The organism is Bradyrhizobium mercantei, from assembly GCF_001982635.1.
GTDB lineage: Bacteria > Pseudomonadota > Alphaproteobacteria > Rhizobiales > Xanthobacteraceae > Bradyrhizobium > Bradyrhizobium mercantei.
Genome location: NZ_MKFI01000003.1, coordinates 598,183 through 611,003 on the forward strand (window position 1 = coordinate 598,183; position 12,821 = coordinate 611,003).

12 protein-coding genes are annotated in these 12,821 nt (G+C 64.8%); 9 read left to right on the plus strand and 3 right to left on the minus strand.

Features of this window, described 5'->3' with window-relative positions:
* Positions 1 to 45: 45 nt before the first annotated feature.
* From BI327_RS16400 to BI327_RS16425, 6 genes are all read left to right on the plus strand, one after another.
* Positions 46 to 636 (plus strand): glutathione S-transferase family protein, encoded by a 591-nt coding sequence (locus BI327_RS16400; RefSeq protein WP_076861621.1) that lies wholly within the window; start codon positions 46 to 48, stop codon positions 634 to 636.
* An 18-nt stretch (positions 637 to 654) separates the two neighbouring features.
* Entirely contained in the window at positions 655 to 1,125 is a 471-nt protein-coding gene (locus BI327_RS16405; protein ID WP_076862177.1) for a GNAT family N-acetyltransferase, read from the plus strand.
* Positions 1,126 to 1,292: 167 nt separating this feature from the next.
* Positions 1,293 to 1,505 carry a hypothetical protein gene (locus tag BI327_RS16410; RefSeq protein ID WP_076861622.1) on the plus strand — a complete coding sequence of 71 codons (213 nt, stop codon included), beginning with the start codon at positions 1,293 to 1,295 and terminating at the stop codon, positions 1,503 to 1,505.
* A gap of 78 nt (positions 1,506 to 1,583) precedes the next feature.
* Positions 1,584 to 2,756, plus strand: coding sequence for a phosphoserine transaminase (locus BI327_RS16415; RefSeq protein ID WP_076861624.1), 1,173 nt, complete (start codon positions 1,584 to 1,586; stop codon positions 2,754 to 2,756).
* Between the two features lie 126 nt (positions 2,757 to 2,882).
* Entirely contained in the window at positions 2,883 to 4,472 is a 1,590-nt protein-coding gene (gene serA, locus BI327_RS16420) for a phosphoglycerate dehydrogenase (protein ID WP_076861626.1), read from the plus strand.
* 253 nt (positions 4,473 to 4,725) lie between these two features.
* Complete coding sequence (locus tag BI327_RS16425; RefSeq protein WP_050423239.1) at positions 4,726 to 5,898, plus strand: thiolase family protein; 1,173 nt, start codon at positions 4,726 to 4,728, stop codon at positions 5,896 to 5,898.
* Between the two features lie 72 nt (positions 5,899 to 5,970).
* Here the strand turns inward: BI327_RS16425 and BI327_RS16430 are convergent, their stop codons facing one another.
* On the minus strand, positions 5,971 to 6,429 hold the full coding sequence (locus BI327_RS16430; protein WP_076861628.1) for a MarR family winged helix-turn-helix transcriptional regulator: 459 nt from the start codon (positions 6,427 to 6,429) through the stop codon (positions 5,971 to 5,973).
* Positions 6,430 to 6,510: 81 nt separating this feature from the next.
* Here BI327_RS16430 and BI327_RS16435 point away from each other — a divergent pair, with 81 nt between their 5' ends.
* The 3 genes from BI327_RS16435 (at position 6,511) to BI327_RS16445 (ending at position 10,713) form a co-directional block, all read left to right on the plus strand.
* Entirely contained in the window at positions 6,511 to 7,938 is a 1,428-nt protein-coding gene (locus tag BI327_RS16435; RefSeq protein WP_076861629.1) for an MFS transporter, read from the plus strand.
* Positions 7,939 to 8,116: 178 nt separating this feature from the next.
* On the plus strand, positions 8,117 to 9,793 hold the full coding sequence (locus tag BI327_RS16440; RefSeq protein ID WP_076861630.1) for a mucoidy inhibitor MuiA family protein: 1,677 nt from the start codon (positions 8,117 to 8,119) through the stop codon (positions 9,791 to 9,793).
* An 83-nt stretch (positions 9,794 to 9,876) separates the two neighbouring features.
* Positions 9,877 to 10,713, plus strand: a complete 837-nt coding sequence (locus BI327_RS16445) for an enoyl-CoA hydratase-related protein (protein ID WP_076861632.1) — start codon at positions 9,877 to 9,879, stop codon at positions 10,711 to 10,713.
* 25 nt (positions 10,714 to 10,738) lie between these two features.
* On the opposite strand, the gene BI327_RS16450 is transcribed toward BI327_RS16445, so the two are convergent.
* Positions 10,739 to 11,182 (minus strand): hypothetical protein, encoded by a 444-nt coding sequence (locus BI327_RS16450; RefSeq protein WP_076861633.1) that lies wholly within the window; start codon positions 11,180 to 11,182, stop codon positions 10,739 to 10,741.
* A 261-nt stretch (positions 11,183 to 11,443) separates the two neighbouring features.
* Complete coding sequence (locus BI327_RS16455) at positions 11,444 to 12,796, minus strand: esterase-like activity of phytase family protein (RefSeq protein ID WP_076861635.1); 1,353 nt, start codon at positions 12,794 to 12,796, stop codon at positions 11,444 to 11,446.
* Positions 12,797 to 12,821 lie beyond the last annotated feature (25 nt).

Here is a 12,821-nt window from a genome sequence, read left to right on the forward strand (position 1 = left end):
ATGGGCGGCTGATCGGATGTTGCTCCGCAAGCGGAGCGACTTCGCATGAAAATCTACGGCGACGCCAATTCGGGCAATTGCCTGAAGGTGAAATGGGTGTGCGACAGACTGGCGCTGCCCTACACATGGGTCGAGATCGACACCATGAAGGGCGGCAGCCGGACCGCGGAATTCCTCAAGCTCAATGGTTGGGGCCAGGTGCCGACGGTGGAGCTGGATGACGGCCGCACGCTCGCGCAATCCAACGCCATCATCCGCTACCTCGCGCTCGGCAGCGATCTGATCCCCGGCGATGCCTATCGTGCAGCGCAGATGGATGCCTGGATGTTCTGGGAGCAGAACAGCCACGAACCCTATGTCGCCGTCTGTCGCTTTCAGGCCGTCTATCTCGGCAAGGCGATTTCGGAGATCGATCCGAACCTGATCAAGCGCGGCTACGTGGCGCTCGATCATCTGGAGCGGCATCTTGCCGGTGCGCAATTCCTGGTCGGAGATCAATTCTCGCTCGCCGACGTGTCGCTGCTCGCCTACACGCGTGTCGCCGAGGATGGCGGCCTTGCGCTCGAACGCTATCCCATGATCCGCCGCTGGATCGCCGATGCCGAGCACGTGCTCGCGCTGCCGCCGGTCCGCTGAATTGTCATGAATGCCGCCATGACCGAAGCTTCGACCATCACGATCCGCAGGGCTCGCCGCGAGGACGTCGCCGCCATCGTCGGCATGCTGGCGGACGATCCGCTCGGCAGCGCGCGCGAACGGATCGAGGATCCGCTGCCGCAAATTTATTACGAGGCCTTCGCGCGGGTCGAGCGCGATCCCAATCTGCAGCTCGTCGTCGCGATCGACGGGGAGGGCGCCGTGGTCGGCTGCCTGCAACTCGCGGTGCTGCCTGGCCTCAGCTCGCAGGGCGGCTTTCGCGGACTGCTCGAGGACGTCCGCGTTGCAAAACACTGCCGCAGCCGCGGCATCGGCGAGAAGCTGGTGCAATGGGCGGTCGCCGAAGCGCGTGCGAAAGGCTGCATGCTCGTCGAGCTCTTGACGCATCAGACGCGCGTCGATGCGCAGCGCTTCTATGAACGGCTCGGATTCGCCCGCAGCCATCTCGGCATGACGCTTCGCTTTTGAGGCGCGTTTGTGAAGTTGTGCGGTCTGCGCGGCAATCCCTGCGGTAGCCGTTGCTCTGCGATCCGGTTAACAGCCAATAAACTAAGCTGGCCTCCGTGATTTTACGGGGCGGAACGAACGCGGTATGTCGGACGTCTCCCACGGGGCGGCGGCAACTGGGGATTGGAATGTCGGACTATTCGATCGTGCGGGTCGGCAACGAGTATATCGTGCAGGCCGGCGATAAGCGCATTTTGAAAGTATCGAGCCGGCGCAGGGCGGTTAAGATCATGACTCTCGCGGCAGATTTGCTCGATCAGGAGACGACGCAGCAGGTCGAAGGGTCCCCATCAATCAGCCGTGATCGCCCGGTTGTTCCGGACAAGTCCGACCTTTCTTGACGTTTTGGTGCCTTTCCACTATTTCCGACGGCGGGAAACCTCTCCCCACCGAGAGGCAGCTATCTGGAAGGGTAGATTATGACTGCAGCGAAGCCCGCTTCGCGGCCCCATGTGCCGCATTTCTCCTCCGGCCCTTGCGCCAAGCGCCCCGGCTGGAACCCCGAAAATCTCAAGGACGCCGCCCTCGGCCGCTCGCATCGTGCGAAGGTCGGCAAGACCAAGCTCAAGCTCGCGATCGAACTGACGCGTGAAGTGCTTGAAGTGCCGGCCGATTACAAGATCGGCATCGTGCCGGCGTCGGATACCGGCGCGGTCGAGATGGCGCTGTGGTCGCTGCTCGGTGCACGGCCCGTCACCACGCTCGCCTGGGAATCCTTCGGCGAGGGCTGGGTCAGCGATATCGTCAAGGAATTGAAGCTGAAGGACGTCACCAAGCTGAACGCGGCTTATGGTGAAATCCCGGATCTCTCCAAGGTCGATCCCGCGTCGGACGTCGTCTTCACCTGGAACGGCACCACCTCGGGTGTGCGCGTGCCGAACGCCGACTGGATTCGCGCGGACCGCGAAGGCCTCACGATCTGCGACGCGACCTCGGCCGCCTTCGCGCAGCCGCTCGATTTCGCCAAGCTCGACGTCGTCACCTTCTCCTGGCAGAAGGCGCTCGGCGGTGAAGCGGCCCACGGCATGCTGATCCTGTCGCCGCGCGCGGTGGAACGGCTCGAGACCTACAAGCCGGCCTGGCCGCTGCCGAAGATCTTCCGCCTCACCAAGGGCGGCAAGCTCAACCAGGGCATCTTCGAAGGCGAGACCATCAACACGCCGTCGATGCTCTGCGTCGAGGACTATCTCGACGCGCTGAACTGGGCGAAGTCGATCGGCGGCCTGAAGGCGCTGATCGCGCGCGCTGACGCCAACACCAAGGCACTCGCCGACTGGAAGGCGAAGACGCCGTGGATCGACTTCCTGGCCAAGGATCCCGCGATCCGCTCCAACACCTCGGTGTGCCTGAAGTTCACCGATCCCGCGATCACCTCGCTTCCCGCTGATGCGCAGGCCGACTTCTGCAAGAAGCTGGTCGCGCTGGTGGAGAAGGAGAACGCCGGTTTCGACTTCGCGTATTACCGCGATGCGCCGGCGGGCCTGCGGATCTGGTGCGGCGCCACTGTCGAGGCAAAGGACGTCGAGCTGCTGACGCAGTGGATCGACTGGGCTTTTGCGGAGACCAAGGCCGCGCTGCCGAAAGCGGCTTAAGCGAACTTTCTAGCTCATCTCGTCATGGCCGGGCCTGACCCGGCCATCCAGCAAGAAAGATGGACACCCGCGGGTCAATCCCGCGGGTGACGACTGCAGATCAATCGTCATTGACGGATCACACCCATGACAAAACCCAAGGTTCTCATTTCCGACGCGCTGTCCCCGGCCGCCGTGCAGATCTTCAAGGATCGCGGCGTCGAGGTCGACTTCCAGCCCAACCTCGGCAAGGACAAGGACAAGCTCGCCGAGATCATCGGCAATTATGATGGCCTCGCGATCCGCTCGGCCACCAAGGCGACCGCCAAGATCATCGAGAAGGCGACCAAGCTGAAGGTGATCGGCCGCGCCGGCATCGGCGTCGACAATGTCGAGATCCCGGCCGCGACCGCCAAGGGCATCATCGTGATGAACACGCCGTTCGGCAATTCGATCACGACCGCCGAGCACGCGATCACCTTGATGCTGGCGCTGGCGCGCGAGATCCCGCAGGCCGATGCCTCGACCCAGGCCGGCAAGTGGGAAAAGAACCGCTTCATGGGCGTCGAGATCACCGCCAAGACCCTCGGTGTGATCGGCTGCGGCAATATCGGCTCGATCGTCGCCGACCGCGCGCTCGGCTTGCGCATGAAGGTGATCGCGTTCGATCCGTTCCTGTCGCCGGAGCGCGCCAAGGACATCGGCGTCGAGAAGGTCGAGCTGGATGACCTGCTCAAGCGCGCCGATTTCATCACGCTGCACACGCCGCTGACCGAGAAGACCCGCAACGTCATCGACGCGGCCGCGATCGCCAAGATGAAGCAGGGCGTCCGCATCATCAACTGCGCCCGCGGCGGTCTGGTCGACGAGCAGGCGCTGGTCGATGCGCTGAATTCCAAGCATGTCGCGGGCGCCGCCTTCGACGTGTTCGTCGAGGAGCCGGCGACGACCAACGTGCTGTTCGGCCATCCCAACGTGATCTGCACCCCGCATCTCGGCGCCTCCACCACGGAAGCGCAGGAGAACGTCGCGCTGCAGGTCGCCGAGCAGATGTCGGACTATCTGCTGTCGGGCGCGATCTCGAACGCGGTCAACTTCCCCTCGATCACGGCGGAAGAGGCGCCGAAGCTGAAGCCGTTCATCGAGCTCGCCGAGAGGCTCGGCTCGTTCGCCGGCCAGCTCACCGAGAGCGGCATCCTCAAGACCACCATCACCTATGAAGGCCACGTCGCCGAGATGAAGATCAAGGCGATCACGTCAGCGGTGCTGTCCGGCCTGCTGCGGCCGATGCTGGGCGAGGTCAACGTCGTCTCGGCGCCCGTCGTTGCCAAGGAGCGCGGCATGGTGGTGGACGAGGTGGTTCGCGCCGCGCAGAGCGACTACGAGAGCCTGATCACGGTCACGGTCGCGACCGAGCGCCAGGAGCGTTCGGTGTCGGGCACCGTCTACGCTGACGGCAAGCCGCGCCTGGTCGACATCAAGGGCATCCGCGTCGACGCCGAGTTCGGCAAGTCGATGATCTACGTCACCAACGAGGACAAGCCGGGCTTCATCGGCGCGTTCGCGAGCCTCTTGGGTGATGCGAAAATCAACATCGCGACCTTCCATCTCGGCCGCGTCAAGCAGGGCGGCGACGCCATTGCACTGGTCGAGGTCGATGGCGCGGTGCCGGCGGAGCTGCTCGCCAAGGTGCAGGGGCTGCCGCAGGTGAAGCAGGCCAAGGCCCTGACGTTCTGAAGCGCTGACATCTTGAGGCGCTGAACGTTTCAAACACTGTTTGAGCGGGTTCTCGTCGTCGCCGGGGCGCGACGAACGAAGATACCGCTCAAACGCACCCAAATTCCGATCTGCGGAACATGACGCCGTCTCCGGCCCCGGAGGCGGCGTTCGGCGTTCCGCCGCCTCCGGTATTGCTGTTGCGCCCGCCGAAAAATGTGTACGAACGGGCCACGACGCGCCACAATGACCATCATCTCAGAGGGAGAAAACAATGCGTGAAGCCGTAATCGTTTCCTACGCGCGCACCGGCCTGGCGAAGTCCGGCCGTGGCGGATTCAACATCACCCCGCCGATGTCGCTCGCCGCGCACGCCATCAAGCACGCGGTCGACCGCGCCGGCGTCGACAAGGAATATGTCGAGGATTGCTATCTCGGCAATTGCGCGCACGGCGCGCCGAACATCGGCCGCCAGGCGGCGCTGCTCGCCGGCCTGCCGAAGTCGACCGCCGGTGTCTCGGTGAACCGCTTCTGCTCGTCGGGCCTGCAGACCATCGCGATGGCCGCCAACTCGATTCGTTCGGATGGCTCTGATTGCATCGTCGCCGGCGGCGTCGAGAGCATCTCGATTCCCGGCGGCGGCTCGCCGAAGGAATCGATCGATCCGGACCTGCTCAAAACCGCGCCCGACATCTTCATGGCGATGATCGACACCGCCGACATCGTCGCCGAGCGCTACAAGCTCAGCCGCGAATACCAGGACGAGTATTCGCTGGAGTCGCAGCGCCGCATGGCGGCCGCGCAGCAGGCCAACAAGTTCAAGGACGAAATCGTCCCGATGAAGACCAAGATGAAGGTGGTCGACAAGGCGACCAAGGCCGAGTCGATCGTCGACTACGTGGTCGATCGCGACGAGTGCAATCGCCCCGAAACCACGCTGGAAGGCCTCGCCAAGCTCGAGCCGGTCAAGGGTCCGGGCAAGTTCGTCACCGCCGGCAACGCCAGCCAGCTCTCCGACGGCGCCGCCGCCGTGGTGCTGATGGAAGCCAAGGACGCCGAGAAGCGCGGCCTCAACCCGCTGGGCCGCTTCGTGGCCTGGGCCTCGGCCGGCTGCGAGCCCGACGAGATGGGCATCGGGCCGGTGTTTGCCGTGCCGAAGCTGCTCAAGCGCCACGGCCTGAAGGTCGACGACATCGATCTCTGGGAGCTCAACGAGGCGTTCGCCAGCCAGTGCCTCTATTCGCGCGATCAGCTCGGCATCGATCCCGAGAAGTACAACGTCAACGGCGGCTCGATCGCGATCGGCCATCCGTTCGGCATGACCGGCGCCCGGCTCACCGGCCACCTGCTGCAGGAAGGCCGTCGCCGCAAGGCCAAGTGGGGCGTCGTGACCATGTGCATCGGCGGCGGCCAGGGCGGCGCCGGCCTGTTCGAGATCTACAGCTAAGCGCGATCAATACTGACGCGCGAGAACGAGCGGCCCGGCGCCAACGCCGGGCCGCTTTTCATTTGCAGCCGGCTATGACGCCGGCGAATCCGCCGCGCGTTCGCCGAATTCGAGCGCGGCGATCAGTTCGAGCGTCCGCCTGAGATCGGCGGCCTGCTTCGCGCCGAACGCCGTCTCGAAACGGTCCTGCGCCTCGAGCCAGGCGGCCTGTGATTCCGCGAGCATGGCTTCGCCGCGTTTGGTGAGCCGCACCAGCCTGCTGCGGCGGTCATTCTTGTCGACGGTGATGGTCAGGAGGCCGTCGCGCTCGAGCGGCTTGAGGTTGTGGTTCAGCGCCGTGCGGTCGAGCACCAGGGCTGCGGCAAGCTCGCCCATGGTCGGCGCACCCGAGCGTTTGACATAGACCAGGATGGCCCGTTGCGTGCCGCGCAGCCCGGACCTCGCAAGGACCTGATCGTAGAGCTGCGACACCCGCCGCGTCGCCTTGCGCAGCGCCGTGAGATTGCACCGGCTGGTTTCGATCCTTGCCATCGCTGCCTCCTGTGGCCTTGACAATTACATGTATATGCACCTAATGCAATAGGTGCATATACACATATAAGGAGGGATGTGATGTCCGACGTAGAGGCGGAGACCATCGGGCTGGCTGTCGGGACGGATGCGCGGCCACGGTCGCGCGCCGCAACGCCGCGCCAGGTGCTCGCGATCGTCTCGGTCGGGATCTGCCTCGCGAATCTCGACCTGTTCATCGTCAATGTCGGGCTGCCGAACATCGCACAGGAATTCCGCGGCGCTTCGCTCGAGGACCTGTCCTGGATCCTCAACGCCTATGCGATCGCCTACGCGGCGCTCTTGGTGTTCTTCGGCCGGCTGGCCGAACGCCATAGCCGCAATCTGAGCTTCCTGCTCGGCGTCGCGCTGTTCACGGCCGCGTCGGCGGCCTGTGCCCTTGCGTCAAATGTCGAATTCCTGGTGGCCGCACGCATCGCGCAAGCCGCCGGGGCAGCCTTGATGACGCCGACGTCGATTGGTCTGCTGCTGGCATCCTTTCCGCCCGAGCAGCGTGCCGGCGCAGTGCGCACCTGGACGGCGGTAGGCGGCCTTGCAGCAGCGCTTGGGCCGCTGGTCGGTGGCGCGCTGGTGACCTTCGACTGGCGCTGGATCTTCATCGTCAACGTTCCGATCGGTCTCGTCGCCATTGTGATAGGTTGGCTGAAATTGCCCGAAGTGCCGGGTCATGACGCGCCGCGCCCCAGTCCATGGGCGGCGCTGCTGGTGACCTGCGGAATCGGCGCGTTGACCTTCGCAATCGTGAAGGCGAACGATTGGGGCTGGAGCTCACGCGGTATCGCCTACAGCCTTTCCGCCGCGGCAATCTGCCTCGCAGCCTTTGCCTGGCACTGTCTCGGATCGAAAAACCCGTTCGTCGATCCCGCCCTGTTCAAGGTGCGGCCGTTCACCGGGGCGACCTTGATCATGGCGCCTTACTCGGCGGCTTTCGGCGCGATGCTGCTGTCGGTGGCGCTATGGGAGCAAACCGTGTGGGGCTGGTCGGCGCTGAAGTCCGGCATTGCGATCGCGCCAGGTCCGCTGCTCGTCCCGTTCACCTCCCTGTTGTTCGCCGGCCGCCTGATCGCGCGATTTGGTGCTGCGCCCGTCGTATCCGCCGGCATCGTGTCGTTCGCGAGCGGCCTCACGATCTGGGCAACGTTGCTTGGTGCGGAGCCCAACATGCCTGCCTTTGTGGTCGGCATGATGTTCACCGGCATCGGCGTCGGACTGACCTTTCCGACCCTGATGGGGGTCGGCGCCGGTGCGCTGCCGCCGTCGTCGTTTGCCACCGGCTCCGGCGTCATCAACATGATCCGGCAGGCGGCGCTGGCGATCGGTGTCGCGATCTTCGTTGCAATCCTGGCAACGCCGGTCTCGATGACTGAGCGGATCGCGGCGTTCCAGCGCGGCTGGTGGATCATGATCGCGATCACCATTGCCGGCTTCGTGCCGAATTATCTGTTCATCCGGCGCCGGGCGGCGCGCTAACGGAGCAAAGACATCGCCGCGCCATGCGGCGGCCGCGGCGCGGCCATGGTCGCGCCGCAGGGAAACCTCAATCGAACCAGTCTCTTCCTCGCTGCGTCTCACCACCAGAAACGGCGCGCGCCCGAGTTTGGCGCGCCGTTCGTCGCGCGCGATGCGCGTTGTTCTGTGGAGGGATGTGATGCGAAAGATCGCGAATTGTCTTGTGACCACCAGCCTGGTGCTGGCGGGTGCGCTGGCTGCCAAGCCGCTCCATGCGGCCAATCTCGACGCGGCGTCGCAGGTCGATGCCGTCACTGTTTATCCCGATGGCGCGAGCGTCACCCGCGTCATCACGCTCGATTTGCCGGCCGGCGACAACACGCTCATCGCCAAGGATTTTCCGATGGGGCTCGATCCGTCCTCGCTGCGGGTCGAGGGCGAGGCGGGAGGCCGGCTGACGATCGGCGCGATCGACGCGCGGCCGCCGCGCCCGGCAGAGCCGGCGAACCTGCCTGAGATCGACAAGCGGATCGAGGCGCTGCGGGATCAGCGCGAGGATCTGCAAGGCATCATCACCTCCGCCGAGGCGCGGCGTAAGTTCGCCGAACACTTCGCCGAGGCCGCACCGGTCGGCATCGGCGAGAAGGGCGAGGCGCGTCCGGTGAGCGAGTGGCGTACCGCGTTCTCGGCGGTCGGGGACGAAGTCGCAACCGCCGACACCGCGATCCGCGACGCCACGCGCAAGCAGCGCGACATCGATCGCGAGATCGCGCGCCTCGACGCCGATCGTGCCGCCAAGCCGCCGAGCAAGCTCGAGGTACGGATCGAGTTGGCTTCCGCCGCCGCGACCCGCGCGACGCTGCGGGTGACCTATGCGGTGCGCAACGCCCGCTGGATGCCGCTCTACGACGCCCGTCTCGACACCGGCGCCAGGGACCGCAAGCCCGCGATCGAGCTGGTGCGGCGCGCCGAGATCACCCAATCGACCGGCGAGGACTGGTCGAACGTGGCGCTCGTCGTCTCCACCGTGCGCGTTGCCCGCGGCGGCAACGCGCCCGACCTCAATTCGCTGATCGTGCAATATCCCCAGCCGCCGCGGCCGCAGGCGGTCGGCAAACTGCTTGACGGCGTGCAACAGCGTTCGGCGCTTGCGCCCGCGCCGGCGAGCGAGCCGTTGCGCGAATTCCGGTTTGGCGGGGGAGGGGTCATTGACGAGCAACAGGCGACCGCCGAGGTCGGCGCCTTCCAGGCCACCTTCAAGATTCCCGGCCGCGTCAGCGTCGCCGCGCATGAGGGTGCCAAGAGCCTGCGCATCTCGACGGCGACGATCACGCCCGATCTCGCGGTCCGCGCCGTCCCGGTGATCGATCCGACCGCGTTCCTGGAGGCGAGCTTCGTGCAGGCCGACGACGCGCCGCTGCTGCCGGGGCAGGTTTCGATCTACCGCGATGGCATCTTCGTCGGCCGCAGCCGGATGGCCACCGCCGCCAAGGACGAGACCGTGCGGCTCGGCTTCGGTGCCGACGACAAGGTCAAGATCGAGCGCACGGTGGTGAAGCGCAACGAAGGCTCGGCCGGCCTGATCGTGACGACGTCGAAGACCGACGAGCGGGCGTTCAAGACCACGGTGCGCAACGGCCACGATTTTCCGATCAAGGTCGCGATCCAGGATCAGCTCCCCGTCAGCGAGAACGACGATATCGTGGTCGAGATGCTGCCGTCGTCGACGCCTGCGACGACCACCAATCTGCGCGACAAGCGTGGCGTGCTGGAGTGGGCGTTCGAGGCCAAGGCCGGCGAGGTCCGTGATATCAATTTCGCCTGGCGGATGCGCTGGCCGAAGGACAAGGGCGTCGTGATGGTGCCGGCGGGGTGACCTGCACTAACTGCCGATGACATCCCTCCCGATCTCGGGCATCACTTTGCCAAAGGCAACAAAGCCTGAGATCGGGAGGATCCATGAGCTACCAGCACATCATCGTCGATGATCCGCGTCCACGCGTCCGCCGCATCACGCTGAACCGCCCCGAGAAGCGCAACGCGCTCAACAACCGCCTGCGCGGCGAGATCTTCGAGGTGCTGGAGCAGGCCGACCGCGATCCCGATATTTCGATCTCGATCCTGTGTGGCGCGGGACCCTGCTTCTCGGCAGGCTATGATCTCTCCGCCGACAATCGCGTCGACCAGCCGTATCATTCGGCGTCCGGCCCCGGCCAATGGTCGCGCCATGTCGTCGAGGGGTGGTTCTCGATCTGGGATCTCGCCAAGCCTGTGATCGCGCAGGTGCACGGCTATTGCCTCGCCGGCGGCACCGAGCTCGCGACCGCCTGCGACGTGGTCTATGTCGCCGACGATGCCCAGATCGGCTACCCGCCGGTGCGGCTGATGAGCCCGCCCGACATGCAGTATCACCCCTGGCTGGTTGGCATGCGCCGCGCCATGGAATTGATGCTCACCGGCGATGCGATGTCCGGCCGCGAGGCCGCCGAATGGGGCTATGCGACCCGGTCGTTTCCGCTCGCCGAGCTGGAGGCGAAGACGCTGGACTTCGCCGAGCGCGCGGCGAAAGTGCCGATCGAGCTGCAACAGCTCAACAAGCGTTCAGTGCATCGCGCGATGGAAATCATGGGCGCCCGCGCCGCGATGCGTGCCGGCACCGAGATCCAGGCGCTGGCCTTCACCACCGAAGCGAGCAAGGCCTACATGGCGGGCTTCCGCCGCGACGGCGGCAGCGTGAAGGCGCAGCTCGACCAGCGCGACACGACGTTCGGGGATTACCGGACCAAGAAGGAGTGACGTGGCTCAGCCGGGCGAGCACCGGCTAGAAGCCGGCGTCCTGCTCCAGCCATTGCTGATTGTCCCAGCGCGCACGGCGGCCGAGGACATAGTCGCGCGCATCGTCCATGAAGTGAACCTTGCTGGCGAGTGCCCCGATGAAAGCAGCGAGCGTCGCGATCCACGGCCATAGATGCATCAGCAGCGCGCCGGAGATCTGGTTGGCGAATCCCGCCTGCAGCGTGCGCATTGCGAAATAGGCCAGCACGGCCCATGCAAGGGCCAGGATTGTTGCTACGACCTGATAGGTGTTCTGGTGAAGCCGCACCAACCATCGCATCAGGTACAGATAGGCAAAGTAAACGACCACACCGAGCATCAAGGCAATGCATGGCGGGGGCAGGCCCCAACTTTGGTCCCAGGCCAAGTACGCAATGAAGCTCGCGGCGATCAGCGCCTCGATGTAGGTTAGGCTGGATTTCTCGCTCATGATTTGCCCCGAAGCGATTCGGTATCGGCGGAGGCTATCATCATGTAGCGCGTTGCTAGAAGTGCAATTATAGGACAACCGTTCGGAATGGACTTGGCCTGACGGCCGCCCAGGTCGCCGCATACTCGCTGTCATGCCCCGCCTTGAGCGGGGCATCCAGTACGCCGCGGCCTCTCCGTTGAAATCGATCCGTCTCTGGAATACTGGGTCGCCCGGTCAAGCCGGGCGACGACACTGTTGTGTGCGGCGAGTGCAAAAGCCTCACTTCGCCTTCAGGAAGTCGCCGACTTCGAGCAGCACGAACTCGTCGTCATCGGCCTTGTTCGGATCGCGGCTTGAGGAGAACGGCAGGTTGTTGTCGTTGCCGACGATGATGTGGGTCTCATCGACCCGGTCGACATTCTCGATGGTGAAGAACGGGAAGGTGTAGACGCCGTCATTGAGCGGCTTGCGCGCCTTCTTGTTGGGATCGCGGATCTTCAGCAGATCGATGTAGCCGATCTTGCGCACCGGCTTGCCGACATTGGCGTCGGACAGCTCGATCTTGTAGACGCGCTTGAACTTGGCGATATCGGGGAAGCAATTTTCACCGCGCTGGCCTTGCGGGCAGGCCTTGTCGGCGGTGCCTTCGCCATTGTCGCGCTCGATCACGAGGCCCTGGGTCGGGTCGATCATGTTGAAGTCGCCGATCGCATTGCCGTTCTGCTCGAACACATAGTGCCAGTAGCGTCCGGTGAACTTCTCCGCCGCGACGTCGAATTCCAGGATGCGCGAGGCTTCCTTGCCGTCGACCTTTTCCCAATCCTTCTTGTCGGTGTCCCACAGCGGCCCTTCGAGCAGGCCGTACAGGAACTTGCCGTCCTTGGAGGAGGCGAAGCCCTCATAGCCCTTGGAGCGGCGCAGGTTGACGTTGGTGTAGGAAGCGCCAGGCGCGCCCGGCGACTGCACCGCCCAGTGATCCGGCGAGCGCACCGGCTTGCCGTCGGCAACCGTCTCGAACACGGCGAGGATCTTGCCGCTCTTGTCGGCCTTCAGGATGTAGGGCCCGAACTCGTCGCCGATCCAGAAAATGTCGTTGATGATCTGGAAGCCTTCGGTGTCGAAGTCCGCGCCGGTGAGGTAGCGCTTGGCGGTGTCCTCATGCACGATGCGGAACGGCACCTTCTTGTCGGGATCGTGCAGGAACACGGTCTCCTGGCGTTCGATCTTGCCGCCCGTCCAGTCCATCTTATAGCGGTTGAGATACAGCATCGAGTCCGCGGAGTTGTAGCGCGAGCCCATGCCGTTGTCGGTGATCACCCAGAACGTGCCGTCGGGCATCATCTTGATGCCGGAATGGCCCTGCAACGGCTGGCCCTTGAACGGCAGCGACACGCCGGTCGGCCGCTCATAGGACTTGCCCATCACGGTGCCGATGGCATCGACACGCTTGCCGGTGGTGTACTTGCCCGAGGTCTTCAGATCGTTCGGCGCGTCGGCGGGGGCGTCGATGAAGCTCTCGGCCGGCATCACGGCGTGTCCTGCCAGCGTCGCCGGAAACTCGCCTTCGCTCTGCGCGAACGCCGATGTGGCGAGCAGGAGCGAGGCGACGGAGCAGAGCAGTGACAGGCGCATGGTTGATCTCCCAAAGGATAAACGA